This is a genomic window from Marinobacter sp. L-80 (assembly GCF_056859395.1).
Genome location: NZ_JBSXOI010000070.1, coordinates 366,180 through 391,589, shown reverse-complemented (window position 1 = coordinate 391,589; position 25,410 = coordinate 366,180). Strand labels below are relative to the sequence as shown.

The window sequence follows — 25,410 nt, the reverse complement described above, 5'->3', positions numbered from 1 at the left end:
TAATACGGTTAACATCATCGAAAGCCACCCGAGGTAAAGAAAAACCCAATGGAAAACCGCACTGCCCGCCTGACGTTGCTGATCGATCCCGAGAAAAAGGCCGCCTTTGAAGAACTGTGCAAGCAGGAAGATGTGACGCCATCCCAGAAAGTGCGCCAGTTCATTCGGGAATACGTGGAAGAAAGACTGGGATCGGACTGGCGCGAAGATCGTAAAAAGAAATCCTGACGGGGTTCATTACGTAAAGACTATGATGAAACCTATCGCGCCAATCCTGCTGTTTGCCACTTTGTCTGTTATGAACGGATGCACTGCCATGCCTTCATTGAAAGCCCCCGACACGCTGAATTCGGCACCGCAAACCCAGTACGATGCCCTGCTCGTAAACCCGGCAAACAAGACCGCGCTGACTCCGGAAGAACTGGCGCAGCAACTAGCCGACGTCGATGTTGTGGTTGTCGGGGAATACCACGGGCACCATGGCTCACACCTTCTGCAATCCCGGCTTCAGAGCGCCCTGTTTCGGCTGCGGCCGGAGCAGATTCTCAGCATGGAGCAGTTCAACCTGGATCGTCAGGACGAACTGAACCGTTATCTGCGGGGAGAGACGGGCGAAACCGAAATGATCGAAGACGCCGAAGCCTGGGACAATTACCGTGCCTCCTATCGTCCATTGGTGGAGTTTGCACGCCGGCACGACCTTCCGGTGATCGCGTCCAATGCGCCGGCCGACGTGGTCCGCTGCGTTGGCCGCAAGGGCCCGGGCTATCTCGACCGTATTTCAGACACCTTGAGACAGAAATTACCCGCCAAACCCTTCATGGACACCCCGGAATACCGGGAAAAGTTCATGGCGGCCATCGGTGCAAGCCACCAGGCAGACGACACCATGAGCGAGCGGATGGACAACACCTACAAGGCCCAGTTGCTCAGGGACAACGCCATGGCAACACGTATTCTTCAGGCGCGGACAGAGCACCCGGAGCACCAGGTACTGCACGTGACTGGCACCTTTCACAGTGAAAATGGCCTGGGCACCGTGGCGCTTCTGAAACAGCGCGCGCCTGAAATCTCGGTCGCCATCGTAAGCCCGGCTTTCTGGCCTTGGGACGTCAACGAAGCGCCCCTGGAGAATAATCGCGCCAAGGGTGATTTCATCTACTTTATCCAGCCTCTGCCCGACGAATTCCGGGACGCCCAGCGGGAACGTGAGGCGATGACAGCCCGCTTTCGCCGCTCGACCGACAAAAGCTGTGACTGAAACGGCCGGCTACCGGCCTGACAGGCCCGATTCCAACTCAAGTGCCTGTTCAAACACCTTCCGGTCCTCGTCGCTGAACAGCACAAACCGGACAAGGCGAACAGAGTTGAGCTCCGCCAGCGTGTCAGACACCGCCTTCATGGCCACTGCCGCCGCATCCTGCAGTGGATAGCCGAAAACCCCGGTGGAGATGGCAGGAAAAGCGATGGACGTCAGCTTATGCCGATCTGCCAGCAACAGGGCATTTCTGAAACACTCAGCCAGCAAACGGTCGGATGGCTCGTCGACCCCGTAAACCGGCCCCAGACAGTGGATTACGTGTTGGTTTGGCAGCTCGTGAGCCGAGCTGATGACTGCCTGCCCCGGCCTGATCGGCGCCAGAGCCCGGCACTCCTCTGCCAGCCCCGGTCCGGCGGCGCTGTGTATGGCGCCTGCCACGCCACTCCCTGGCAAAAGTTCGGCGTTGGCGGCATTGACGATCACATCCATATCCTGCTGTTCAGCAATGTTTCCTCTGATGCACTCAACTTTCACAACCGTCATGTTTCCTTCCTTTTCGCTTGGGGCGTGAAACGCTAATCTTGACCATGACCTCAGGATAGCAGCCAGACACCGGACGCTTTCCGGAACATTCCGGTGACGTAATACAGGGACACCCCATGAAACTTTTTGCCTCAGTGATTCTCGGCGTCAGTGCCATCATTTCTGCCGCCCTGATTGGCAATGGCCTGACCGATCTGCGCACAGGCGACCGCTACGTGACCGTTAAAGGTGTGGCTGAACGGGAAGTGAATGCCGATCTGGCCCTGTGGCCGATCCGCTTTCTCGCCACCGGTGCGTCCCTGAGTGAAGCCCAGGAAAGGGCCAGAAGCAGCCGGGACGCGATCATGGCGTTCCTCAAACTGCAGGCCATTGACCAGAATGCGGTCGAACTCCAGCGCCTGGATGTCACCGATACCCGGGCCAACCCTTACCAGGCCAACAACGGAGAGCAGAAGTTCATCATCAGCCAGACGCTGATGGTACGCAGTACTGACATCGACCGAATCCGGCAGGCAGCCCAGGGTGTCAGTGAACTGGTGGACTCCGGAGTGGTGCTGTCTTCGGACTACGGCCCGTCCGGCCCGACGTACGTATTTAACGGGCTCAACGACATCAAGCCGGAGATGATTGCCGAGGCCACGGCATCGGCCCGGGAAGCTGCCGACCAGTTCGCCCAGGATGCAAAAGCGGAACTCGGGGGGCTGCGACGTGCCAATCAGGGCGTTTTCCAGATTCTGGCCCGGGATCAGGCGCCGGGCATCATGGAACAGCAACAGCCGGTAAAAACCGTCCGGGTAGTCTCAACCGTCGAATATTACCTTCGCTAGCCCAACCGCCTACTGCGTGGCCACCATCTCATCGGTCACCTGATATTCACCCGCCAGCCAGCGCAGAATCTCGTTGGCTGCAGGGTGGTCAAAGGCATCGTAGGTATGCTGAAGGCTCTGGCGCTTTTCATCACTGATCCGGCCCAGGCCAGCGTCTTGCAGCACCAGTAAATCCGCATGCAGCTGCGCTGCCAACTCCCTGCCCAGCACCTCGCGGGCGACATGGCGGAATGCCTGGCCGTATTGATAGGAGGGTCCCAGGCGGTAGGACTCCGCCAGCGTGATAGCCGGGATGGCCGTCAGCGTTGGCTGCAGGGCCGGATTGATACCATGGCCGGCAAGGTGCGCCGCGTTGGCCGCCGGTCGCCCGGTGAAGGCTCGCAGGTGCAGATGTTGCGACATCCGGTCGCCGTCGTTGACCGGGTAGTTGTCCCAGAGCACCGGCTTGCGGCCAAGCAGGTCTCCGACACGTTTCAGATGGCCGGGTGACACTTCCCGGGAACACACTTCCTCTCCGGTCCAGAACACGTTCACCGAGTGGTCCAGCTTGCGCCCGAGCGTCTCCAGATAATCCGCCGGACGCTCCCCGAACACGCGGTCGAGAACCGGATCATCGGAATAATAGCTGGGACAGACACTCAGCTGTTTGATTGAAGTACGGTCACGGACCCAGTGCACAATGTCCGTCTGGGTACCGGCAAGGTCCGGAGTGTCTGACCGCATGTCATCGAACAGAATCGCCAGCTCATCTATCCCGATGCGCTCCAGCAGGGCGAGTTTTTCTGCCAGCGACGCCCTGGCTTCGTCGTCAAACCGGTTGAACACCTCGAACGGACTCAGGCCGACACCAAAACGAACGCCTTCGTTACGGCAAAAGCGCGAGAAATCGGCCAGCTCCGCGGCCATCGCCGGCGGGTGCGGCTGCTGCCACTTCCGACGCAGAAAAACATCCGCCTTCGGGGCATAGAGATAAAATCCGTAACCATGGGGCGCCAGGGTGCGAACCAGTTGCCGCCGCTCCTGCCAGGTCCACATGGGGCCGTAAAATCCTTCAATGATGCCGAGTGTCGTTGCCATGGCCGATTTCCGCTCCGCTGGTTCCCGGGCCCGGTTCAGGTACCCTGTAATCTCCAAGTTTGACTAGACTTACCGGTAAAGCCAACTACAACCGAACTGCCCGACAAGGAGCAACTCAATGGAAATAAAAACGTTCGAGGATCTCATCGAATGGACGAGGCAACTGCACGCGCATCTTGCAAGGTGCCTGAAAGAGTCCGCCAAGCTCAACAACGACGAGCGAGCCAGCGCCCTCCTCGACTACCTGTCCAGCCACGAAACCATTCTCGAGAAAGCCGTACGGGAATTCGAGAAACAGGCTGATCCGAAGGCTCTCAATACCCGCATGTACGACTACCTGAACCACAAACCAATTAGGGCCAGTGCTGACTCCTACACGCACTACGCGTCAATGAGCTTTCAGGATATTGCCAGGGAAATCTTCCAGTTCCACGACCAGGTGATGGATCTCTACGATTCCCTGATTGGCAAGGCAGAGATTCCCGAGGCCAAGGCCTTGCTTGAGGATCTGCTTTCCCTCGAAGAGCACGAGGCCATGCGACTGTCGAGCCAGATCAGCCGCATGGACGACATCTGATCCGCCGTACGACCAAGGTCGTACACCAAGCGGTTTTTGATTTCGTTTGTTAACGATAATTGCTAACGTGAACTAGCATTAAGAGTGATTTTCCCCAAAAGGGGAGACGCTCGACCCACAAAAAAGATAAGAGGATAGAAGAGCAATGAAGATCCGTTCTGTTCTTTCCGCGGCTGTGCTGGCTGTGGCAACAACCTTTGCCTCCTCGCAGGCGCTCGCCCAAGATACCTTCACACTCCGCCTTGCAGAAACCTGGGGGCCAAACTTCCCGATTTTCGGTGACACCACCAAGCGTTTTGCCGAAACCGTCGAGAAAATGTCTGACGGACGCCTGAAAGTCCGCATCGATTCCGCCAACAAGCACAAAGCCCCGCTGGGCGTGTTTGATATGGTCAAGGCTGGTCAGTACGACATGGGCCATTCCGCATCCTACTACTGGAAAGGCAAGGTTCCAGAGACCCTGTTCTTCACCAGTATGCCGTTTGGCATGAACGCCATGGAACAGTACGCCTGGTTCTACCACGGCGGTGGCATGGAGCTGATGCAGGAAGTCTACGAGCCGCACAACATGCTGTCGTTCCCGGGCGGTAACACCGGCGTTCAGATGGGCGGCTGGTTTCGCAAGGAAATTAACTCGCTGGAAGACCTTCAGGGTCTGAAAATGCGCATCCCTGGCTTCGCTGGTGAAGTGTTCGCAGAAGTTGGCGTTAACCCGACCAACATCGCCCCGGGCGAGCTTTACACTGCTCTGGAACGCAACACCATCGATGCTGTTGAGTGGGTAGGTCCTGCCCTGGACTTGCGTCTCGGCTTCCAGCAGATCGCCGACTACTACTATACCGGCTGGCACGAGCCTGCGACCGAACTCCAGTTCCTTGTGAACAAGCGGGTTTGGGACAAGCTGCCAGCGGACCTGCAGGAGATCATGCGTGTTGCCATGCGCACTGCGTCCTACGACATGCTGGTTCACTCCCAGCACGCCAACGCAGAAGCTTGGGCTAATATTCGCGAAGAGTACCCGAATGTCCAGATCAAGCGTTTCCCAGACGAAATCTTTGACGCCATGTACGAAGCCAACAACAAGCTGCTGAAAGAAGCAGCTGCTGAAAGCGATATGGCTGCCAAGATTATCGACTCCCAGCAGAACTATCTTGAGCAGAGCCGCGCTTACACCAACATTTCTGAGCGCGCCTACCTCAACACTATGGCTGAAGTCGAGTAAGATATAGGCTTTAACGGAGCCGGGATCGCTCTCTGAGTGATCCCGGTTTTGTCGTTTATAGCAACGGATAAAAGCGCCAGTCCGTCTGGCGGGGGATCATCAATGCGGTGGATTATCAAACTGGACGACGGGCTTGCCCGGCTGTCCATCTTCTGTGGCTGGGTTGCCTGTGTCGCGATGATACTGATGGCAGCCAACGTCTTTTACGACGTAGTGGCCCGATACGCTTTTAACAACGTTTCAATCGGCATGCAGGAAATGGAGTGGCACCTCTATTCTGTGGTGTTCCTGCTGGGTATTCCCTACGCATTGCGCACGGATGGTCATGTTCGGGTCGACGTTTTCTATACCAAATGGAGCAACAAGGCCAAGGCCTGGGTCAACCTTGTTGGCGCCTTCATTTTCGTCATTCCCTTCGCTTACCTGATCGGCATTTACGGCTACGATTTCGCCCTCGACTCTTACAGCATGGGTGAAGGTAGCGGTGATCCGGGCGGGCTGCCGCACCGCTGGATTATCAAATCCGTCATCCCTGTCAGTGCCGTCTTCATCGGTATTGCCGGCCTCAATATGGCGACTTACGCCGTACGAGTGATGGCGGGGGACAAGGAGTATGAAGGTGAACACAGCGGAGGAGGCCTCGCATGATCGGTATGATTATGTTCGGTGTGGCCCTGCTGATGCTGATGCTGGGCTTCCCGGTTGCATTCACCTTCGGTGGCGTTGCGCTGTTTTTCGGAATTTTCGCCGAGGGCATGGATCTCTTTGCCTTCATGCCCTATCGCATCATGAGCGTGATGCAGAACACCGTTCTGATGGCAGTACCGCTGTTTATCTTCATGGGCGTGGTGCTCCAACGCACCAGGCTGGCGGAACAACTTCTGACCTCCATGGGCCGTCTGTTCGGTGGCCTGCCCGGTGGCCTGGCTATCTCGACGATTCTGGTCGGTGCACTGCTGGCCGCCTCTACCGGTGTTGTAGGCGCCAGCGTGGTTGCCATGGGTCTGATCTCGCTGCCGGTCATGCTGGCGCATAAATACGACAAGAGACTGGCCACCGGTACCATCTGTGCGTCCGGCACCCTCGGTCAGATCGTGCCGCCATCCATCATCCTTATTATTCTGGGCGATGTCCTTGGCCTTCCGGTTGGGGATCTGTTCAAGGCCGCGGTCTGGCCCGGCGTTGTGTTGGTGGGGCTTTACATCATCTACATCCTGGTGCTGACCAGACTGAAACCTGAAACCGCGCCGGCCATGCCGGATGAGCCAGGCGTGTCCCGTAAAAAGGAAGTCTTCAATGCGCTGTTGGCGATCATCCCGCCGCTGGCACTGATTGTGGTGGTTCTGGGCTCGATCTTCACCGGCATTGCCACGCCAACCGAGTCATCCGCTCTTGGCGGGGTTGGCGCCGTGGTTCTGGCCATCATCTACCGCCAGTTTTCCTTCAAGATGGTATGGGATGCATCCAAGGATACTGTGAAGGTGACCGCCATGGTCTTCGCGATCCTGATCGGTGCAACAGCCTTCTCCATGGTGTTCAGCTACACCGGCGGCGACTATCTGCTGGAAGAGTGGCTGCTCCAGCTGCCCGGCGAAAAGTGGGGCTTCATCATTCTGGCCATGGTGGTCATTCTGGTACTGGGTTTCTTCATCGACTTCGTTGAAATCTCTTTCATCATCGTGCCGATCCTTGCCCCGGTGGCGGAAGCTATGGGCATCAACATGCTCTGGTTCGCCATCCTGATTGCCATGAACCTGCAAACGAGCTTCCTGACGCCACCGTTCGGGTTCTCGTTGTTCTACCTCAAAGGCGTCGCACCGCCGGGAGTGCGAACGACCGATATTTATAAAGGCGTACTGCCCTTCATCCTGATACAGATGTTCGTGTTGGCGCTGATTGTGATTTTCCCTGAGTGGTTTGGTATGAGCTCCTCATACTGACCCGAATAATGCCGGGCCCCTGGGCCCGGCATTTTTTTATCCGCCTATTTTCGCTCTTCGCTATCCTTCCAATAGTTTTCCTCTATTTTCAGCCAACCTGACAAAATCTCACTGTTTTCTATACTGAACGGACAACCGGCGATTCTCAGACTGGTATTCGGGAACCCTGGCGCGCGCGCATCGACAAAAACATTGATGTTGAGGTTATCAAGGGAGAGCGGAGTCCATGAACCAGAGCACTGCCCAGAAAACCCGTGACAACGGGCAAGAATCCAAAAGCCATGTTCTGACCCTGCCACTGGAAAATACCCACGTGGACCGGTCACCGCACACTTACGAGCGCTGGCTGATCGCCAAGCTCATGCGGATGGCGGGATCACCGCCGCTGCGCTTCCGGCTCTGGAACGGCGATGTGATCGAACCGGAGGGTCAACACGCGCAGTTCACCCTGCATCTGACCGACCCCAAAGCCCTTTACGCGCTGGTAACCAATCCCAACCTGGCGTTCGGAGACCTCTACAGCGCCGGTCGCCTGGAGGTGGAAGGTGACCTGCCGGACCTGATGGAAACCCTCTACCGGTCCGTTCACCAGGCGCGTCAGAAGTGGCCGAAATGGCTGGAGGCCCTGTGGCGCAACCACAACCCCCGATCCACCGGCATCCCGGAAGCCAAGGAAAACATTCACCATCACTATGATCTGGGCAACGAGTTCTATCAGCTCTGGCTGGACAGCGCCGAAATGCAGTACACCTGCGCCTACTACGAGACGCCGGATCTGAGCCTTGAACAGGCCCAGCTAGCCAAACTCGAGCACGTTTGCCGCAAACTCCGGTTAAAGCCCGGCATGACGGTGGTCGAGGCCGGCTGCGGCTGGGGTGGCCTGGCCCGCTACATGGCCCGCAATTACGGCGTGAAGGTCCACTCCTACAACATCTCCAGGGAACAACTCGCATTTGCCCGAGAAGAAGCTCGCAAGCAGGAACTCGATCATCTGGTGGAGTATATCGAGGACGATTACCGGAACATCAGGGGGCAATACGACGCCTTCGTATCCATCGGCATGCTCGAACATGTGGGCAAGGAGAATTACGAGGCCCTGTCCGAGTTGATCAAACGCAGCCTCAAGCCTGACGGCATTGCCCTGCTGCATAGCATTGGCCGCAACCGCCCGATGCTGATGAACGCATGGATCGAGAAACGCATCTTCCCGGGTGCCTATCCGCCGAGCATCGGCGAATTCATGCAAATCTGTGAGCACGGCGATTTTTCAGTCCTGGACGTCGAGAACCTGCGCCTGCATTACGCCCAGACCCTGAGTCACTGGATGGAGCGCTTCAACCAGAACGAGGACAAGGTCACTGCCATGTACGACGGCCACTTCACCCGGGCCTGGCGCATGTATCTGGCCGGTTCCATCGCCGCCTTCCGGGCAGGTTCTCTGCAGCTGTTCCAGGTGGTCTTCAGCCATGGCGACAATAACCAACTTCCCCGGAACAGACGGGATCTTTACGACTTTCCTGCGGCACCCGAGGAGGCCTGATGGACTACTACGACCTGATCATCGTTGGGGCCGGCCCTGCCGGATCCACCCTGGCCAGCGCCCTCGAAAACAGCGGCAAAAAAGTGCTGATCATTGATAAACAGAATTTCCCCAGGGACAAAACCTGCGCAGGCTGGGTTACGCCTGCCGTGATGGAGACCCTGAGCATTGACCCGGAGGAATACTCCCGCGGGCGAACCCTGCAACCCATCCGGCGGTTTCGCATCGGGATGATGGGCCAGCCGGCCGTGGAGAACGATCACGGCGACGTAGTCAGCTATGGTATTCGCCGGTGTGAATTTGACGACTACCTGCTCAGCCGCGTCAACGCTCCGAAACAGCTGGCCACGCCGGTCAAATCCATCGTTCGTAAAGACGGCAACTGGGTCGTCAATGACACCTGGGAAGCGCCTCTTATTGTCGGTGCCGGCGGTCACTTCTGCCCGGTTGCGCGATTGTTGGGGGATGGCCCCGGTGGCCATGAAACCGTTGTGGCGGCCAAAGAGGTTGAATTTGAAATGACACCGGACCAGGCTTCAGCCTGCCTGGCCCGGGGCGATACGCCCGAACTCTGGTTCTGTCGGGACCTGAAGGGCTATGCCTGGGTGTTCCGTAAGGGCAATTTCCTGAATATTGGCCTGGGCCGGGAAGACAACCACAAGCTGACAGGGCATCTGGAAGCGTTTGTCGAGGAAATGAAATCCACCGGCCGGATTCCACAAGACCTGCCCGGACGCTTCAAGGGCCACGCCTATCTGCTCTACGCCCATGCCGACAGACCCCTGGTGGACGACGGTGTGATGCTGATTGGCGACGCCGCTGGCCTTGCCTACACCCAGAGTGGCGAGGGTATACGGCCGGCGATCGAATCCGCCCTTCTGGCAGCCGATGTGATCGGCGAGGCCACCGACTACTCAGCCTCCTCCCTGCAGATTTACGGTGATGCCATTGCCGAACGCTTCGGCACTCGCGCCTCCGAGCCAGACCAGGGCTGGCAGGTTCCTGACTGGGTCAAGATGCCTCTGGCCAGCAGCCTGATGCGCTCCCACTGGTTTACCCGCAAGGTGGTTACAGAGAAGTGGTTCCTGCACCAGGAGGTGCCACCGTTGAAAGTTGCTGTCTGAGGCGAAAAGCAAAACCCGGGAGCACCTATCATGATGCTTCCGGGTTTATTTCAGGGTCAGAACTCAGTTTGCAGTCAGTTCAATTACGTCGATGCTGTACAGCGTCGTGGTGCCGCTCACTTCGTTGCCAACCGCCAGCATTGGCTTACCGCTGGGGCTGTCATTCGCAGAAATGAACGCCAGGCCTTCCGGTCCAAGATCACCGGCCATACCCGCCTCCAGATCCGCCTGGGATACCGAAAAATCTCGATTATTCAGATATTGGACAAACTCCGGATTCTGGGGATTAGTAACGTTGTAGACCATGATGCCGCCAACTCGCTCCAATCCAATAAACGCGAAAGTCTGGCCATTGATTATGCCTACGGCCACCGCCTCCGGCTCAGGGCCCTTGTCGTCCGATCGATTGTCGAAGGAATTTTCGTCATTGTTGCCGTTGAAGTTGTCGGGGATCAGGCTAGCGGTGACTCGTTCGAATTCGCTGCCGCTGTCGAAAACACGCTGGCCTTCAGCGCTCCAGATACTGAATGAGCGTGCCCCATAGCTGTACAGGGTGTCGTATTCGCAGCTGTTTTCCACGTAGAACTTGACGTCGTCCACGTCCACATTGGTGTCACCGTTCAGGTCGCCGAGTTCAGCGGGCAGCTGTGATGGGTCGCAGCCGTTGCTGATGCCCATGGTGGAAGTGGTGTTGAGACGACCCAGGTTTTCGTCTTCCAACAGATTGGTTATGGCCGCCAGCTCACCGGCTGGGTTCAAGGTCAGGTCGCCCATGCGGAATTCTTCGGTCCAGCCATCGTAATCCCGCGAATCGCCCTCGTTGGCGGTGATGTAGTAGGTTTTACCGTTGTAGCCGTAGCTTGCGATGGCGTCGGGCATGTACATGCCTTTCACTGGCCAGTTGCGAATGTTGATACCGCTGTCACGGTTGCTGGCGTCCAGTTCGTTGCCGATGATGCCGTGGTCCTTGAAGCCAAGCGGCACGATGGCCGTGATTTCACCGGCAGCGATGTCCAGTTCGGCCACGGCGTTATTTTCCTGCAGGGCTACCCAGGCTTTGGTGTTGTCGATAGATACGGCTATGTATTCCGGCTCCATGTCCTGGGCCAGTGTGGCGCCTGGGCCGAAGACCCGCAGGCCCGCGGTTACCAGGTCCGCCTGGTCAGCATTGAAACCGGTGAAATCGGCGGTGGTCACGGTGGCAGACGCTACGCCGTTGGACAGATCAATAATGCTGACTGAGCCTTCAGGATCGACGCTATAGTCGTCACTCGGCTCGCCTTCGTTGGCAACCAGCACTTTCATGCCATCCCGCGTGAAGGTCACCATGTCGGGCAGCGCGCCAACCACAACTTCACCAACTTTGTTGAGGTCCGTGCTGTTGTAGAACACAACCTTGCCATTTGCCTGCTTGTTCTCGGCTTCAATGGCTACGGCGACAAGATCACCATAAACCGCGACGCTATTTGCAGCAGCACCCTCAGCTGTGGCGTCAATCGTGCTCAGTTTCACAGGCATCGCTGGATCATTGATATCGAGCACATCGATCGTACTGGCGAGGGCATTCACTACGAATAGTCGCTGATTCGAGGGGTCGTGGGCGACAATCTCGGCAGCACTCTCGTCAAAAACCTCTCCTTCCGCCTGATAGGAGCCCACCACATTCAGCTCAATGAGCGTCTGACTGGTGCCAGGTGCACCGTCTGTGCCGTCGTCGCCGTCACAGCCGGCAAGGCCGAGAACTGTTGCCAGTATGGCGGTACCAAGGAGGGATTTACGCAGTTCCATATTCGCCTCGTCTTTTAAAGTGTGTTGGTTCACGACACACGTTATTGAGGCAAGGTGACATAACTGCGTCAGACAGAAGACAATCTGATGACAAACGCATTGCAGCGACAAAAAAATGGCGACCCCGCAGGGTCGCCATTCATTCAGCGCACTCGGCTCAGTGACCGAGGTAGCTGCGATACATCCACACCGTCTTCTCTTGCTGGGAGATATAGTCGCTCATCAGGGCAACGGTACCCTCGTCGTCCGCTTCACCGGCCAGACTGAGCAGTGTCCGCTGTTTGCCGATCAGCTTGGCAAAACTTTCGACAATGTTGTCCATCGCTTCCTTGCCGTCGGAAACATCTTTTCGCTCCGGCACTTCCGAACGCTCTATGTAGGTACTGTAGGCATGAGCCGGGCGATGGCCGAGCGTCAGAACCCGCTCTGCGATCTCGTCGATCTTGAGTAGCAGATCGTCGTAGAGCTCCTCGAACTTTACATGCAGCTCAAAGAAGTTGTCGCCTTTGATGTTCCAGTGGTAGCCGCGAACATTCATATAAAAGATCTGATAGTTGGACAGCAGATCATTCAGGGAATCAGCAAGCTTTGCCGTTTTCTCGGTATCAAGACCAATGAAATTCTTACCCATAACGCTTCTCCTTCGCGGTTATATAACAGGTTTATATCTGAATATACGCCTGATCGGCGGTCGTCAGGAAGTTTAGTTTGCTAATCTCGATAATAGGAGCGATGCATGACCCTATAGAAGAAGAAATTCAGATAGCTCTAACCTATCAATCATCTCAATACATTTCATTTAACAATCATTCTCACCCGGCGTCTAATGATCACATTAAAGAACGACACCGGAGACAACCATGAGCGCGTTAAAACTATTCGTACACAACCATGGCACGAATGGCGACCAGTCGCTGATAAAGACGGTAACGTTCGCCCTCACCCATTTTACCGTCGCTTTTACCGTGGCTTACCTGCTCACTGGTGACCTGCTCATCGGAAGCCTCATAGCCATGGTGGAACCGGCCATCAACACGGTTGCCTATTTCTTCCACGAAAAGATCTGGGCGCGGCGCCAGCGAAATACAAGGGTTCCAGAGGGAACGCTGAGCGAGGCGAGGCCTCATATCTGTTGATTCCTTTTAAGGGCCGGTTCAGACACCCGGCCCGCAATCGGTGCAACCCTCCTCTGGCGCCGGTCCGATGCTGAGGTTGCGGTTCAGGTCCTTGAGTGCGGTCCTCAGACCTTCTTCGATAACCGGATGATAAAAGGGCATTTCCAGCATCTCGGTGACGGTCAGCCTTCGCTGGGCAGACCATGCGAGCAGGTGGGCAATATGCTCCGCGGCCGGGCCAAACATCTCTGCGCCCATGAACAGGCCGCTTCCATGCTCTCCATAAACTCTGAGTAGGCCCCGGTTCTTGCCGATAACCCGACTGCGGCCCTGATCCTCGAAGGACACCTCTCCAACGGCAAAACAGCCGCGGCAGCGCTCATCAACCTGGTGAATCGTCAGCCCCACCGTCGCAATCTGCGGATCGGTGAAGACCACGGCCAACGGCGTGCGGCGAAGCCCGGTTCGCACATCCGGGTATGACCCGGCGTTATCGCCCGCGATCCGGCCCTCGTCGGCTGCCTCATGCAACAGCGGCAGACTGTTATTGGCATCGCCTGCGATAAATATGTGGCTCTGGCCACAGCGCAGGGTATGGGGATCAAACAGGGGCCCTCCCTTTTTATCCAGCTCAATACCGGCGTTCTGGATATCCAGCCCGTCGACGTTAGGACGACGCCCGGTAGCCGCCAGCAGGTAATCGAAGGTTTCCGTCGTTGCACCGGCGTTGCCACTCTCAAAGGTAATGGCAACGCCCTCTTCAACACGTTCAACCTTCTTTACATCCGAATCCGGATCCAGAGGAAATTCTTCATTAAACGTTTTCAGCGCGTAATTCCGGATGGTTTCATCCTGGATAGGACCAACCGAACCGCCAACCCCGAACATACGGACACGCACACCCAGCCTGCTCAGGGCCTGGCCCAACTCCAGACCAATCACCCCCGGGCCAAAGACTGCCACCGAATCGGGAAGATCCTGCCATTCGAAGATATCGTCGTTTACAACCAGCCGATCCTTGGCATCTTTCAGGAACCCGGGAACATTGGGTCGGGAGCCAGTGGCGATGATGATACGCCCCGCCTCAACCTCGACATTGCCGTCGACGACCAGACGATTCGGGCTGGCAAACCGGGCGTGGCCTTCCATTCGATGCGCATCCGGAAACTTCTCGACCGAATCAATCACCGAAGCAACAAAGCGGTCCCGTTCGCTTCGCACCCTTTCCATCACCCGCTTTCCGTCGATCCTGATATCCCCGGCAGACACGCCGAAAAGCTCACCAAGCTGCATCTGATGAGCGTTATCAGCGGCCGCGATCAACAACTTGCTCGGCATACACCCGACTCTGGCGCAGGTGGTTCCATAATGGCCGCCTTCGATCAGCACAACCTTGTCGGTTAGTTTGCGCACGCGCTGGTAAGCCACCATACCGGCGGTTCCAGCTCCGATAATGGCAACGTCTACGGTTCGCTTTTCCATACAAGGGTCTCCTGACAGGCATTCCCGGAATCGGGAACAGGGAAGATTGGGACGGCTGTGCCCCCAGTATAGAAGCCGTGACAAGTTTCACCCACACGATGAAAAACGCACCGATTCCGCCTATGCTGTCAGACTTTTCAGGCAACGGACGTCTCAACGGAGGAATTGGGAAGATGCAGAGTTACTGGCCGGAATTTCTGACGGTAGCCTTTGTCCACCTGCTGGCAGTGGCCAGTCCCGGGCCGGACTTTGCCGTGATGCTCAGACAGGCTCTGTGCCAGACCCGACGAAACGCGCTGCTAAGCGCCATTGGTATCGGCGGGGGCATTCTGGTGCATGTCTGTTATTCACTGCTGGGCATTGGCCTGCTGATCCAGCAATCGATCATGCTCTTCAATGTTCTCAAGGTGCTGGGGGCACTTTACCTTGCCTGGATTGCCGTCCAGTGCCTGCAGGCAAGGGCCGGCGGCATTCATGTGGAACAGGATCCGACGGGTGGACAGTCCGGTATTGCAGCCCTGCGATTGGGCTTTCTGACCAACGCGTTGAACCCCAAGGCAACGCTGTTCTTTGTGTCCCTTTTCTCTGTTGTGATCAGCCCAGGCACACCCATTGTGCTCCAGGCCGGCTATGGCATTTACATGGCCCTGGCCACGGCACTCTGGTTCGCCATGGTTGCCATTTTCTTTACCCTGCCCCGTGTCCGCCGCGGGTTTAACCGGTTCGGGCACTGGCTCGACCGGCTGATGGGCGGCGTTCTCCTGTTGCTCGCCGGACAGCTACTGCTGTCTACAGTGAGCGGATCAGAGCCTCCGTCTGCGCCCATCCCAGACACGGATCGGTGATCGAACAGCCGTAGCGCAGATCTTCGCCGTCGTCCTGACGCCCCGGCTCCAGAAAGCTTTCCAGCATCAGACCCCGGATATGGTGGTTGCCGGCGCGGCGCTGCGCCATCACGTCCTGGGCAATATCCAGCTGTCGCTCTGACTCCTTGCAGGCGTTGTCGTGACTGCAGTCCACCATGACGGCTGTGGACAATCCTGCCTCTGCCAGGGCGCCCACAGCCTGCTCAATGCTGGACGCATCGTAATTGGTGATACCGCGGCCACCGCGCAACACCAGATGGGTGTCGGGATTGCCCCGAGTAGTAATCATGACCGGCGCGCCTGTTGCCGAAACCCCAAGATGATGATGGGGATGGGAAGCCGATTTCATGGCATTGGTGGCGACGGCGACACCACCATCGGTGCCATTCTTGAAGCCGGTCGGCATGGGTAGCCCACTGACCATCTCCCGATGCACCTGCGACTCGGTAGTTCGGGCACCAATAGCCGTCCAGCTCACCAGATCGCCCAAGTAATCCATTGCGAACGGGCTCAGGGCTTCGGTGGCCAGCGGCAGCCCCATGGCCGCCAGGTTCAGCAACAAGCGACGGGAACGAAGCAGCCCCTCATTCAGATCGCCTGATCCGGTGCGCTCCGGATCGTACAACAGCCCTTTCCAACCCACCGTGGTCCGCGGCTTTTCCAGGTAGGCCCGCATAACGACAAGGAAGCGGTCACTGACTTCATCCGCCAGCGCTTTCAGCTTTTCCCCGTATTCCAGTGCCGCCACCTCATCGTGGATGGAGCAGGGCCCCATGACGATCAACGTTCTCGTGTCGCTGCCCTGCAGAATCTGCCGGATTGCCTGCCGGTGTTTGTCGACCTGCCGGACAATGTCGTCGCTGGCCGGCATCTGAAGTTTGAGCTCCGCCGGCGTTGGCAGAACCACTTCTTCCCGGTGGGTGGCCGGTGATCCGACTACCTGGTGTGTCAGTTCAGTGTTCAAGGACATATTCATGTCAGTGCTTCCGTTTCCCTGCGTCAGAATCAAAAAAGCCCCGGCTGGTGGGCTACCAGTCGGGGCTTTTCGAGTCCGGTGGCAGCCTGGGTTTTCTGCCGGGCTGCCTTCCTCGTTATTCGTTCGATGAAGATCCTATGGGCGGCCCCGGCTCTGGCTAAAATAAAAGCCATAACCAAACCACCAGAAAAACACAGCAGCGACTGCAGCCGCCGGCTTGGCGCCGAAAGCTTGCAAAACATTCAATTGACAGGTCGCGTGTGTCGTCTTCATGCTTTTCAATATATACCCACGGTTTTCACCTTGGCAACCCGCATGCCGGAGTTTTTTCACCACCGACATCAGGGTTGGGAGCAATCAATGGTCTATTTTGTCCGACGATATCCTCTGCAGCTGGCCCTGGCGTTCTTGCTTGGGCTGATCTCCAGCCAGGTTCTGGCCCAGGCCGAGTCCCGCACCTACCAGCTCAACAACAGGCCGGGCGACGATGTGGCGGTGCAGATCCGCGAGCTCTATCAGGGCTCGCCCGTAACCGTGACTGCAAGGGGGCAACAACTGGTGGTGCGCGGCGAACCGCCCTTGCTGGAGGAAATCGGACGGCTTGTCGAAACGCTGGATGTAGCGCCAGTCCAGGTTCGGATCACCGTTCGCTCCAGAACCGACAGCGGCGGCAAGCGCTCAGGTGCCGGCATCTCCGCGTCCAACGGGCAGGCAGGAATATCCGCAGAGCGTCGCGTTACCAGTACCGGCAGCGCTCAGGAACGATCAGTGATCATGCAGGATGGCCAGTCGGCACACATCACCTCGGGCCAGGTCCGGACAATCCCCGTCGCTGTTCGTGGTGGCCGAAATCCTGCTGCCTTTCTACAGCAGGTCGAAACGCGCAGTGGCTTTCTGGTCAGCCCCCAGGTTATTTCTGATCAGGCGGTCGAACTGAGCATTGTTTCCTTCGAGGAAGAACCGGCAAACCTGAACGGCTACGAAACGGAGGCTGTAGTCACCATCCGGCGTGTGGAGCCGGGACAGTGGGTAACACTGGGAAGCACCGCAACCCGATCAACCCAGGAGCGCAGTGGCATTACCTATCAGGTGAACAGCAGTCGGTCCGAGAACCGGAGTTTTGAAGTGCGGGTCGACGTTCTGCCCTGATATCAGGCGTGGCGCTTGCCCAGCAGGACCTGCTTGGCTTCGTTCAGTTTGGCCGCCAGGTAGTCGTTCCCGCCGCGATCCGGGTGCAGTTTCTGCATGAGCCGGCGGTGGGCCATCACGATGTCCTCCTCGGCACAACCGGCTTTCACGCCGAGGATATCGCAGGCTTCGCGCTCTGACATCTGGCCGACCAGATCAGCGCCCGGACCAGCGTGATCGTTCCCCTGCGCATGCCCGTCTTCCCGCTGTTTCGACCCCATGAACCGGTTGATTTCAGGGGCAAACTTCAACAAGGCGGGGAGTTTGCGCAACAGCGGAATAACGGCCGCCACCGCCGCTGTAAGCACATGGATCCGGCCCGTTAGCACCATAAACACCAGCAGTGCGCCGCCCACGACCAGGATAACTTTCCAGGTGGCCGCCTTCTTCTTTTCGGCGGACAACGCACCCCATTGTTTCAGAATCACAAACACGGCGGCTGCCAACGCGATTCCCAGAATCCACTGCATTGTTGATCCTCACCCTGAATACCGTCGTAATTCTGTCACTGTCGCCTGTTACATTACCAGTGCCCTGCGCGGAAAACCCCCCGCCAAGAAAACGACCATGATATCTGTCAAATCTGACCAATCCGAAGTCTAGATAGAAATACTTACAACCCGGTGACATTAGCGACCCTGTTTTGTAGGATGCTATGCTTCCCAAAATCTGACACAGATCCTCAGGACCCGAATCATGCGCACTGCTTCCCGCTTTCTGATCGTCATTATATTTCTCGGCGTAGTGCTCGGAGGCATCTTCGGCTACAAATTCTACCAGTTTGGCCAGATGCAAGAGCAGATGTCCCAGCCCCAACCGCCGGCGCAGATTTCCGCCGTTGAGGCTCAGAACGAAGCCTGGACACCGGCCATCAAGGCCGTGGGCAGTGTTGAAGCCATTAACGGCATCCGGGTTGCCAATGAGGTACCCGGTGTGATTGAGGCCATCAATTTCGAATCCGGCGACGTGGTCAAACAGGGCGATGTATTGATCCGCATTGACGCCGCCATTGATGAGGCTGCCCTTCGCACTCGCCGTGCCGAGGCGCAACTGGCCGAGCAGGAATTCAAACGGGTATCCGACCTGTTACCCAAGCGCGCAGTGTCGCAGTCCCAATACGATGAAGCCAAGGCCAATTTCGACGCCGCCCGCGCGCGGGTCAATGAAGCCGAGGCCCAGTTGAGCAAGAAAATTATCCGCGCGCCCTTCGATGGCACGCTCGGTATCCGGATGGTCGACCAGGGCGAATACATTGCCACCGGCACCCCAATTGTCGAGATCAACATGCTGGATCCGATTTATGTCGACTATACCCTGTCCGAGAAAAACCTGCCGAACGTAGCAACAGGCTATCCGGTGGTCGCCACCGTCGCAGCTGTTCCGGAGCAGGATTTCGAGGGTTCCGTCAGCGCAATCAACACCTCGGTTAACCCGGAGACCCGGACTGTCCGGGTTCGCGCCACGCTGTCTAACCCGGACAACCTCTTACGCCCTGGCATGTTTGCCACCGTATTGACGCAGCAACCGGAAGACAACGAGGTAGTCACGGTGCCGCGCACCGCCATCTCCTACAACACTTACGGCGACTTTGTGTTTGTCGTTGAAGAGAATGACGACGGGAATCTGGTGGTTAATCGTCGCACGGTAACCACCGGCGAAACCCGCAACACCCGCGTAGCCGTTCTGTCCGGGCTGGAAGCCGGTGAAACCGTTGTAGAGAAGGGGTTGCTGCGCCTGCGCGCAGGTCAGAAAGTTGCCATTCAGGACGAAGAGCAGAAGCAGGGGGCGTCTGAGTAATGCGCTTCACCGACATTTTTATCCACCGTCCCGTACTGGCGACGGTGGTCAGCCTGCTGATTCTGCTTCTGGGCGCCCGCGCTGCCATGGAAATGGAAATCCGGCAGTACCCTGAGCTTGAAAGCACCACGGTGACCGTGACAACGGCCTACCCCGGTGCCAGCTCCGACCTGATCAAAGGCTTTATTACCACGCCGCTGCAGCAGGCCATTGCCGAGGCGAGTGGCATTGACTATCTCACATCCACAAGCTCGCAGGGCACTTCCACCATTGAAGCCAAAATGGTGCTGAACTATGACGCCAACGCAGCCCTTGCTGAAATCCAGGCGAAGGTGGCGAGCCAGCGCAACGTTCTGCCGGCGGAGGCCCAGGACCCGGTCATCACCTCCACCACCGGTGACTCAACCGCCCTGATGTATATCGCCTTCTACAGTAACGAGCTGGCGGTGCCCGAGATCACCGACTACCTGACCCGCGTTGTCCAGCCCCGACTGCAGGCGCTTTCCGGTGTCGGCAAGGCCGAACTGCTGGGGCGTAAATTTGCCCTTCGGGTTTGGCTGGATCCGGAGCGCCTGGCGGCCGTCGACATGACACCGCAGGAGGTAGTCGCAAAGCTCCGCGCCAACAACTACCAGGCTGCCGTAGGTAACACCAAGGGCACCTACACCGAAATCAGCATGACCAGCGACACCGACGTCGCTGATCCGGATGCGTTCCGCAACCTTGTCGTCAAACAGTCCGAAGGCACCCAGATCCGACTGCAGGACATCGCCCGAGTCGAACTGGGCTCGGAGACCTACGATCAACTGGCTCTTTACAAGGGACAGCCTGCCACTTACGTGGCGATTGAACTGGCCCCCGGAGCCAACCCGCTGACCGTCGCCGGCCTGGTGAAGGGCGAGCTGCCGGACATCGAAAGCCAACTACCTTCGGGCCTGGATGTTCGCCTGGCTTACGACGCCTCAGACTTTATCGAAGATTCCATCAACGAGGTTATCCAGACACTGCTGGAAGCCATGATCATCGTTCTGGTGGTGGTGTTCCTCTGCCTCGGCTCGGTTCGGGCTTCGATTGTTCCGTCGGTTGCGGTGCCGCTGTCACTGATTGGCGGCGCCTTCATCATGTTGATGTTCGGTTTCTCGCTGAACCTGCTTACCCTGCTGTCGATGGTTCTCGCCATCGGTCTCGTTGTGGATGACGCCATTATCATGGTAGAGAACGTTCACCGGCACATTGAGCAGGGAGAATCCCGTTTTGACGCCGCAATCAACGGTGCGCGGGAAATGGCGGTTCCCATCATTGCCATGACCACCACCCTGGTGGCGGTGTACGCCCCGATCGGCTTCATGGGCGGGCTTGTTGGCTCCCTGTTTACGGAGTTCGCCTTCACGCTGGCCGGTACCGTGGTTATTTCCGGCATTGTTGCCCTGACGCTTTCTCCGATGCTGTCGGGCAAGGTTCTCAAACCCCACGGCAACCCGGGTAAATTCGAAAACCTGGTAGAGAAAACGTTCAACGGCCTCGCCGCCACCTACAAGTCGGCCCTGAGCTCACTGATGCAAACCAAGTCGGTCGTGGTTTTCTTCGCCGTCGTGGTGCTGGGCTCAATCTATTTCATGGTCTCCATGAGCCAGAACGAGCTGGCTCCCACCGAGGACCAGGGCATTCTGTTCTATCAGGGGCTTGGCCCACAGACGTCGACACTGGATTACCTGCTGGAGCACGGCGATGAAATCCAGGAGCGTATGTCGACGGTTCCGGGCTACAACGAAGACTTCATGATCATCGGGATCACCGGCCCGAATGCCGTATTCGGTGGTTTCAAGATGGCGCCCTGGAGCGAGCGGGAAATCAGCCAGTTTGAGGCCCAGCCCAAACTTGATGCCGAGCTCAAAAACGTCACCGGGCTGCAAACCGCAGTCTTCCCGCGCCCCTCACTGCCGGGCTCCGGCGGCGGTTTGCCGTTCCAGTTCGTAATCACCACCGGCAACAACTATGAACAGCTGGACCAGGTGGCTGACGAACTGCTCGGCAAAGCCATGGGCAGCGGTAACTTCATGTTCCTGCAGAAGTCCATCAACTTTGATCGTCCGATCACGCGTATCAACGTTGATCGGGACCGGGTGGCGGACCTTGGCCTGTCCATGCAGGACGTCGGCCAGAGCCTGTCGAGCATGCTCGGAGGCGGCTACATCAACCGGTTCAGCATGGAGGGCCGTTCCTACCAGGTCATTCCGCAGGTAGATCAGCAGTTCCGGCTGGACGCCCAGGCCCTCAATGAGTACTACATTCGGGCAGACAACGGCGAACTGGTGCCGCTGGGCAGCGTCGTCAGCTTCACCCAGGACGTTGAGCCATCCAACCGGACCCAGTTCAACCAGCAGAACTCGCTGACCCTTCAGGGTGTGGTTATGCCCGGGGTGGCCGCTGGCACTGCCATGGATTTCATGGAGCAGACCGCCGCCGAAGTGTTCCCGCAGGGTTACACCTACGACTATACCGGCCAGACAAGACAGTTGGCCACCCAGGGCAGCGCATTGATGGTGACCTTCTTCCTGTCGCTGCTGGTCATCTACCTGGTTCTGGCAGCCCAGTTCGAAAGCTGGCGGGACCCGTTCATCATCCTGGTTTCGGTACCCATGTCGGTAGCCGGGGCAATGGCGTTCATCGTGCTCGGATTTGCCACCATGAACATCTATACCCAGGTGGGTCTGATCACGCTGATCGGGGTGGTGTCCAAGAACGGTATCCTGATTGTCGAGTTCGCCAACCAGTTGCAGAAGGAGCGTGGGCTTAACAAAGTGGACGCGGTCATCGAGGCTGCCGCCATTCGTCTGCGGCCAATCATCATGACATCACTGGCGCTGATCTTTGCCATGGTGCCTCTGCTGATTGCCATCGGCCCGGGTGCAGAAAGCCGCTTTGCCATCGGCCTGACCATCAGCGCAGGTCTTGGTATCGGCACCCTGTTCACTATCTTTGTCTTACCGGCGTTCTATATCCTGCTGGGCCGTGATCATCACGGCTCAGCCTCCGAGGAATACGGTAACGGCTCCGGACCTGAGGAAAAGTCAGCTCCGGCCCACTGATAGGAAGAAAGGTATCGGGCCCGGCCACGGCAACGTGCGCCGGGCCTTTTTTTGCGTGAGACAATCACGTCTCTACAAGTTCCTCCGCGGACGCAACGCTGCGTCGCAGCAGGTTACGGCGCCATTGGACGGTTTCGCTGGGCAGCTCCCCAAAATGCTCACGGTACATGGCGGCAAATCGGCCAAGGTGGGAAAACCCCTCATCCGCGGCGTACCAGGAGATGTGTGGCACCTCACACTGACAGTCAACCAACCGCTCCCGAACCCGGGTCAAACGAGCCCTCTGATAGAACCGATAAGGCGTAATACCCGTTTCCCGCTTCATCAGGTAGTAGAGATTCCGCTCGCTGACCCCGGCGTAACTTGCCAGTTCCTTGAGGTCGAACTCCCAGGCAGGATCCTGCATGATTTTTTCGACCACTCGCTGCAAACGGCGGTCAAGGTTGCGTTCCGAACACACAGCTGCCTTCCGGGGTGTCCAGGGCGTCGCCAACGTATCGAAAAAGCGGTTCGTCAACTGCCTGGCCTGTTCATCCCCCCGAACAAATGGCAAACGTTCCAGGTAACAGTCAATTATTGCTTCAAGAACGGTAAGACATTGATCAGATGATTGCGCGATCCAGTCACCCAGAGCACCAACATCTGGCCTCAGGATCATAACCTTTGTTCCAGGTGCCAGACGAAGTTCGAACCTGTCTTGTGGAACAAGTACAAGCAGTCGGTCCAGAGGCCGCCAGAGGCCTCCCCGAATGGCGATTTCCGGCACCCCTTCCCGGGGTAACAACAGGACAGATTCGGTTGAACGAAAACCCGACACGTCTATCCCTTTGCTGGCTTTGAGCGAAATAACCCGACCGCGCGCACTATCAAGAGCAGAGAGAGAACCAATACTGCCGCCGCCCGAATGCGGGCGGCATTTTATATCGTCGCAGCCAGACAGCACGCGGAGAGCGGTGATCCACTCCTCAAATGAGGCGTTATTCAGCCTCAAATACGCGTCCAGATCCGGTTTTGGAGATGTCTTTCTCATTTGAGCCCTGAAACAAAATATTGGGCTACTTCTATAGGAGGCAACACTTTCCCACTAGCCATATCTTGCAAAACCCTGTGAATTTTAGGGTTATTTGCTCTTCTCTTGACTGTGGTCAATCAGATTGGCGCTCCATACTCTCCAGGGAGCCGGCCGCGCCATCAAATATCCCTGTCCTCTCTGGCATTTCAATTCTCTCAGTTTTGCGTGCTGCTCCGCGTTCTCGATTCCCTCAGCGACCACCTCCAGTTCAAGGGCATCTGCAATTGCCAAAATCGCGGAGACGATGCGTGAATCTCGCGATTCCCCACCCAGTCTTTGAGTAAACTGACGATCAATTTTCAGCACCTGAACTGGCAACGTGTGAAGGTAGGCAAGCGAAGAGTAACCTGTGCCAAAATCATCAATGGCGACGACAACCCCCTGCTCACAGAATTCCGCCAGCCTGTCGAGACATTGACGTGAAAGATTCATTAAATGGGTTTCGGTAATCTCGATTTCAGGGCGCCACCCCACTGCTCGAATTCTCTCGAACAGTGGATTCAAGAGGGCTTCAAGACGGGAGTCCGTGATCTGCCGGGCCGAAATATTGAGAGCAAGCCGCAGACCACGGAGAAATGAGGCGGGGAATTCGGAGAGATCCGACTCAATGCAACGGACCAAATGCTCTGTGAGCTCGTGGATATGGCCTCGTTGTTCGGCGATCGGCACAAAATCAGCGGGTGACACGGCACCGAATTCGGGGTGGGTCCAGCGTAGAAGTGCCTCCAGCCCGGCCATCTTGCCGGTATCGAGGTGGTACTGTGGCTGGTAAACAACCGTGAACTCCTCCGGTGCCGTTTTCAGTGAAACAATTAACGCCTCGGATAGCAGCTCGGCCTGCCGACCCTGTTCGGTGTCGACCGCATCGTAAATCCGGAAACAGGCCCGCCCCGCAAGCTTTGCTGCGTACATGGCCCGATCCGCGTTCTGCAGAAGCTCGGATGCCTGACTGCCATGGTCCGGATAGACGGCGGCGCCAACAGATGACGACAAAAAATACTCGCGATGATCGACAATCACTGGCGCCCTGAAGCTCTGAACCATCCGCTGACACACGCTCTCAAGGTCATCATCATTCCGCAGCTCGATGATAGCGGCGAATTCGTCACCCGACAGGCGGGCCACGACATCCCCGCGGCGAAGCACACTCTGGATACATAGAGCTGCCTGCTGCAAAACCCGGTCACCACAATCATGTCCATGCAAATCGTTTACGGACTTGAAGAAATCCAGGTCGATATAGAGCACCGCAAACGCCTGACCGTCCTTTACCCTCTGTGAGACACGCGCCTTGAGGAACTCCTGAAACAGCGCGCGATTGGGCAGCTCGGTCAACGGGTCGTAATAGGCCAGCGAGGCGAGGCGCTCATCGTCAGCCGTCATATCACCGACATCCATGAAAACGCCGGCGTAAAACCGATGGTTTTCATGCTCAACCGGATAGATCATCAACCACTGTGGATAGGTCTCGCCGTTCTTGCGCCGATTCCAGACCAGTCCCTCCCAGCGCCCCTTATGACCAATGGCCCTCCACATGGATTGATAGAACTCGCGGGAGTGAAATCCCGAGCTGAGCACAGAAGGGGGTTGGCCAAGCACCTCGTCCGACCGGTAGCCGGTGACTGAACGGAATTTCTCGTTCACGTAAAGAATTCTTGGCTCCCTGGTTGCCAGCATGATGGCTTTTGGGTGGTTGTCGACGAGAGCCCTGAAATCTTGTTGTTGTAATGCCTGCATGCACTGCTCACTCCTTTTTAGCAGCCCCTGAATCATGTCCGATCAGTTCCACCCACCAGCATAAGCAGTATCTGTCGCCAACCTAGCCACATATTGCAAAAGACGAGAAACCACCAGGGGAAACAGCAAATAGATGAACATATTTTCATTTATTGCAATAACCGGATATTCAGGACAAAAGAACGGGTT

23 protein-coding genes are annotated in these 25,410 nt (G+C 57.2%); 14 read left to right on the top strand and 9 right to left on the bottom strand.

Features of this window, described 5'->3' with window-relative positions; translation table 11 throughout:
* Positions 1-48: 48 nt before the first annotated feature.
* Positions 49-228, top strand: a complete 180-nt coding sequence (locus AC13E3_RS14845) for a hypothetical protein (RefSeq protein WP_008173301.1) — start codon at positions 49-51, stop codon at positions 226-228.
* 88 nt (positions 229-316) lie between these two features.
* Complete coding sequence (locus AC13E3_RS14840; protein ID WP_405417239.1) at positions 317-1,261, top strand: ChaN family lipoprotein; 945 nt, start codon at positions 317-319, stop codon at positions 1,259-1,261.
* A gap of 9 nt (positions 1,262-1,270) precedes the next feature.
* Here AC13E3_RS14840 and AC13E3_RS14835 read toward each other — a convergent pair whose 3' ends face one another.
* Positions 1,271-1,804: a macro domain-containing protein gene (locus tag AC13E3_RS14835; RefSeq protein WP_008173304.1), complete on the bottom strand. Its 534-nt coding sequence runs from the start codon at positions 1,802-1,804 to the stop codon at positions 1,271-1,273.
* Between the two features lie 116 nt (positions 1,805-1,920).
* Here AC13E3_RS14835 and AC13E3_RS14830 point away from each other — a divergent pair, with 116 nt between their 5' ends.
* Entirely contained in the window at positions 1,921-2,631 is a 711-nt protein-coding gene (locus tag AC13E3_RS14830; RefSeq protein WP_053113143.1) for an SIMPL domain-containing protein, read from the top strand.
* Positions 2,632-2,640: 9 nt separating this feature from the next.
* On the opposite strand, the gene AC13E3_RS14825 is transcribed toward AC13E3_RS14830, so the two are convergent.
* Complete coding sequence (locus AC13E3_RS14825; protein WP_008173310.1) at positions 2,641-3,708, bottom strand: beta-N-acetylglucosaminidase domain-containing protein; 1,068 nt, start codon at positions 3,706-3,708, stop codon at positions 2,641-2,643.
* Positions 3,709-3,826: 118 nt separating this feature from the next.
* Here AC13E3_RS14825 and AC13E3_RS14820 point away from each other — a divergent pair, with 118 nt between their 5' ends.
* From AC13E3_RS14820 to AC13E3_RS14795, 6 genes are all read left to right on the top strand, one after another.
* Entirely contained in the window at positions 3,827-4,285 is a 459-nt protein-coding gene (locus AC13E3_RS14820; protein WP_008173312.1) for a hypothetical protein, read from the top strand.
* A gap of 145 nt (positions 4,286-4,430) precedes the next feature.
* A complete protein-coding gene (locus AC13E3_RS14815; RefSeq protein WP_008173314.1) occupies positions 4,431-5,507 on the top strand; it encodes a TRAP transporter substrate-binding protein in 1,077 nt (358 codons plus the stop codon).
* Between the two features lie 102 nt (positions 5,508-5,609).
* Positions 5,610-6,155 carry a TRAP transporter small permease subunit gene (locus AC13E3_RS14810; protein ID WP_008173316.1) on the top strand — a complete coding sequence of 182 codons (546 nt, stop codon included), beginning with the start codon at positions 5,610-5,612 and terminating at the stop codon, positions 6,153-6,155.
* Positions 6,152-7,447, top strand: a complete 1,296-nt coding sequence (locus tag AC13E3_RS14805; protein WP_053113144.1) for a TRAP transporter large permease — start codon at positions 6,152-6,154, stop codon at positions 7,445-7,447. Before AC13E3_RS14810 ends, AC13E3_RS14805 begins: the two co-directional genes overlap by 4 nt.
* Before the next feature lie 226 nt (positions 7,448-7,673).
* Complete coding sequence (locus AC13E3_RS14800) at positions 7,674-8,987, top strand: SAM-dependent methyltransferase (protein ID WP_053113145.1); 1,314 nt, start codon at positions 7,674-7,676, stop codon at positions 8,985-8,987.
* A complete protein-coding gene (locus AC13E3_RS14795; protein ID WP_053113146.1) occupies positions 8,987-10,111 on the top strand; it encodes an NAD(P)/FAD-dependent oxidoreductase in 1,125 nt (374 codons plus the stop codon). Before AC13E3_RS14800 ends, AC13E3_RS14795 begins: the two co-directional genes overlap by 1 nt.
* 63 nt (positions 10,112-10,174) lie before the next feature.
* On the opposite strand, the gene AC13E3_RS14790 is transcribed toward AC13E3_RS14795, so the two are convergent.
* Together AC13E3_RS14790 and AC13E3_RS14785 are read right to left on the bottom strand one after the other, a co-directional pair.
* Positions 10,175-11,899 carry a choice-of-anchor I family protein gene (locus tag AC13E3_RS14790; protein ID WP_008173325.1) on the bottom strand — a complete coding sequence of 575 codons (1,725 nt, stop codon included), beginning with the start codon at positions 11,897-11,899 and terminating at the stop codon, positions 10,175-10,177.
* A 157-nt stretch (positions 11,900-12,056) separates the two neighbouring features.
* The gene (locus AC13E3_RS14785) at positions 12,057-12,530 is read right to left on the bottom strand and encodes a Dps family protein (protein WP_014578457.1); all 474 of its coding nucleotides are present in this window, start codon (positions 12,528-12,530) and stop codon (positions 12,057-12,059) included.
* Between the two features lie 229 nt (positions 12,531-12,759).
* Here AC13E3_RS14785 and AC13E3_RS14780 point away from each other — a divergent pair, with 229 nt between their 5' ends.
* Positions 12,760-13,035 (top strand): DUF2061 domain-containing protein, encoded by a 276-nt coding sequence (locus AC13E3_RS14780; RefSeq protein WP_202945859.1) that lies wholly within the window; start codon positions 12,760-12,762, stop codon positions 13,033-13,035.
* 18 nt (positions 13,036-13,053) lie between these two features.
* On the opposite strand, the gene AC13E3_RS14775 is transcribed toward AC13E3_RS14780, so the two are convergent.
* Positions 13,054-14,496, bottom strand: a complete 1,443-nt coding sequence (locus tag AC13E3_RS14775; protein WP_008173330.1) for a dihydrolipoyl dehydrogenase — start codon at positions 14,494-14,496, stop codon at positions 13,054-13,056.
* Positions 14,497-14,669: 173 nt separating this feature from the next.
* On the opposite strand from AC13E3_RS14775, the gene AC13E3_RS14770 reads away from it, so the two are divergent.
* The gene (locus AC13E3_RS14770) at positions 14,670-15,341 is read left to right on the top strand and encodes a LysE family translocator (RefSeq protein WP_405417245.1); all 672 of its coding nucleotides are present in this window, start codon (positions 14,670-14,672) and stop codon (positions 15,339-15,341) included.
* Here the strand turns inward: AC13E3_RS14770 and AC13E3_RS14765 are convergent.
* Complete coding sequence (locus AC13E3_RS14765) at positions 15,286-16,338, bottom strand: 3-deoxy-7-phosphoheptulonate synthase (RefSeq protein ID WP_008173334.1); 1,053 nt, start codon at positions 16,336-16,338, stop codon at positions 15,286-15,288. The two genes, AC13E3_RS14770 and AC13E3_RS14765, sit on opposite strands and share 56 nt — an antisense overlap.
* A gap of 360 nt (positions 16,339-16,698) precedes the next feature.
* Here AC13E3_RS14765 and AC13E3_RS14760 point away from each other — a divergent pair, with 360 nt between their 5' ends.
* Positions 16,699-17,487 (top strand): secretin N-terminal domain-containing protein, encoded by a 789-nt coding sequence (locus AC13E3_RS14760; protein ID WP_008173336.1) that lies wholly within the window; start codon positions 16,699-16,701, stop codon positions 17,485-17,487.
* A 2-nt stretch (positions 17,488-17,489) separates the two neighbouring features.
* Here AC13E3_RS14760 and AC13E3_RS14755 read toward each other — a convergent pair whose 3' ends face one another.
* Positions 17,490-17,996: a J domain-containing protein gene (locus tag AC13E3_RS14755; RefSeq protein WP_008173338.1), complete on the bottom strand. Its 507-nt coding sequence runs from the start codon at positions 17,994-17,996 to the stop codon at positions 17,490-17,492.
* A 226-nt stretch (positions 17,997-18,222) separates the two neighbouring features.
* On the opposite strand from AC13E3_RS14755, the gene AC13E3_RS14750 reads away from it, so the two are divergent.
* Both AC13E3_RS14750 and AC13E3_RS14745 read left to right on the top strand, forming a co-directional pair.
* Positions 18,223-19,323, top strand: a complete 1,101-nt coding sequence (locus AC13E3_RS14750; RefSeq protein ID WP_008173339.1) for an efflux RND transporter periplasmic adaptor subunit — start codon at positions 18,223-18,225, stop codon at positions 19,321-19,323.
* On the top strand, positions 19,323-22,412 hold the full coding sequence (locus AC13E3_RS14745; protein WP_014578464.1) for an efflux RND transporter permease subunit: 3,090 nt from the start codon (positions 19,323-19,325) through the stop codon (positions 22,410-22,412). Before AC13E3_RS14750 ends, AC13E3_RS14745 begins: the two co-directional genes overlap by 1 nt.
* Positions 22,413-22,476: 64 nt before the next feature.
* Here AC13E3_RS14745 and AC13E3_RS14740 read toward each other — a convergent pair whose 3' ends face one another.
* Together AC13E3_RS14740 and AC13E3_RS14735 are read right to left on the bottom strand one after the other, a co-directional pair.
* Positions 22,477-23,070: an AraC family transcriptional regulator gene (locus tag AC13E3_RS14740; RefSeq protein WP_227497821.1), complete on the bottom strand. Its 594-nt coding sequence runs from the start codon at positions 23,068-23,070 to the stop codon at positions 22,477-22,479.
* A gap of 462 nt (positions 23,071-23,532) precedes the next feature.
* Positions 23,533-25,221 carry a putative bifunctional diguanylate cyclase/phosphodiesterase gene (locus tag AC13E3_RS14735; protein ID WP_008173342.1) on the bottom strand — a complete coding sequence of 563 codons (1,689 nt, stop codon included), beginning with the start codon at positions 25,219-25,221 and terminating at the stop codon, positions 23,533-23,535.
* Between the last annotated feature and the right edge of the window lie 189 nt (positions 25,222-25,410).

Excerpts from the sequence above, each read along its gene's own strand:
- AC13E3_RS14845 (WP_008173301.1), top strand. The coding sequence starts at position 49 with ATGGAAAACCGCACTGCCCGCCTGACGTTGCTGATCGATCCCGAGAAA.
- AC13E3_RS14840 (WP_405417239.1), top strand. The coding sequence starts at position 317 with ATGCCTTCATTGAAAGCCCCCGACACGCTGAATTCGGCACCGCAAACC.
- AC13E3_RS14835 (WP_008173304.1), bottom strand. The coding sequence starts at position 1,804 with ATGACGGTTGTGAAAGTTGAGTGCATCAGAGGAAACATTGCTGAACAG.
- AC13E3_RS14830 (WP_053113143.1), top strand. The coding sequence starts at position 1,921 with ATGAAACTTTTTGCCTCAGTGATTCTCGGCGTCAGTGCCATCATTTCT.
- AC13E3_RS14825 (WP_008173310.1), bottom strand. The coding sequence starts at position 3,708 with ATGGCAACGACACTCGGCATCATTGAAGGATTTTACGGCCCCATGTGG.
- AC13E3_RS14820 (WP_008173312.1), top strand. The coding sequence starts at position 3,827 with ATGGAAATAAAAACGTTCGAGGATCTCATCGAATGGACGAGGCAACTG.
- AC13E3_RS14815 (WP_008173314.1), top strand. The coding sequence starts at position 4,431 with ATGAAGATCCGTTCTGTTCTTTCCGCGGCTGTGCTGGCTGTGGCAACA.
- AC13E3_RS14810 (WP_008173316.1), top strand. The coding sequence starts at position 5,610 with ATGCGGTGGATTATCAAACTGGACGACGGGCTTGCCCGGCTGTCCATC.
- AC13E3_RS14805 (WP_053113144.1), top strand. The coding sequence starts at position 6,152 with ATGATCGGTATGATTATGTTCGGTGTGGCCCTGCTGATGCTGATGCTG.
- AC13E3_RS14800 (WP_053113145.1), top strand. The coding sequence starts at position 7,674 with ATGAACCAGAGCACTGCCCAGAAAACCCGTGACAACGGGCAAGAATCC.
- AC13E3_RS14795 (WP_053113146.1), top strand. The coding sequence starts at position 8,987 with ATGGACTACTACGACCTGATCATCGTTGGGGCCGGCCCTGCCGGATCC.
- AC13E3_RS14790 (WP_008173325.1), bottom strand. The coding sequence starts at position 11,899 with ATGGAACTGCGTAAATCCCTCCTTGGTACCGCCATACTGGCAACAGTT.
- AC13E3_RS14785 (WP_014578457.1), bottom strand. The coding sequence starts at position 12,530 with ATGGGTAAGAATTTCATTGGTCTTGATACCGAGAAAACGGCAAAGCTT.
- AC13E3_RS14780 (WP_202945859.1), top strand. The coding sequence starts at position 12,760 with ATGAGCGCGTTAAAACTATTCGTACACAACCATGGCACGAATGGCGAC.
- AC13E3_RS14775 (WP_008173330.1), bottom strand. The coding sequence starts at position 14,496 with ATGGAAAAGCGAACCGTAGACGTTGCCATTATCGGAGCTGGAACCGCC.
- AC13E3_RS14770 (WP_405417245.1), top strand. The coding sequence starts at position 14,670 with ATGCAGAGTTACTGGCCGGAATTTCTGACGGTAGCCTTTGTCCACCTG.
- AC13E3_RS14765 (WP_008173334.1), bottom strand. The coding sequence starts at position 16,338 with ATGAATATGTCCTTGAACACTGAACTGACACACCAGGTAGTCGGATCA.
- AC13E3_RS14760 (WP_008173336.1), top strand. The coding sequence starts at position 16,699 with ATGGTCTATTTTGTCCGACGATATCCTCTGCAGCTGGCCCTGGCGTTC.
- AC13E3_RS14755 (WP_008173338.1), bottom strand. The coding sequence starts at position 17,996 with ATGCAGTGGATTCTGGGAATCGCGTTGGCAGCCGCCGTGTTTGTGATT.
- AC13E3_RS14750 (WP_008173339.1), top strand. The coding sequence starts at position 18,223 with ATGCGCACTGCTTCCCGCTTTCTGATCGTCATTATATTTCTCGGCGTA.
- AC13E3_RS14745 (WP_014578464.1), top strand. The coding sequence starts at position 19,323 with ATGCGCTTCACCGACATTTTTATCCACCGTCCCGTACTGGCGACGGTG.
- AC13E3_RS14740 (WP_227497821.1), bottom strand. The coding sequence starts at position 23,070 with ATGATCCTGAGGCCAGATGTTGGTGCTCTGGGTGACTGGATCGCGCAA.
- AC13E3_RS14735 (WP_008173342.1), bottom strand. The coding sequence starts at position 25,221 with ATGCAGGCATTACAACAACAAGATTTCAGGGCTCTCGTCGACAACCAC.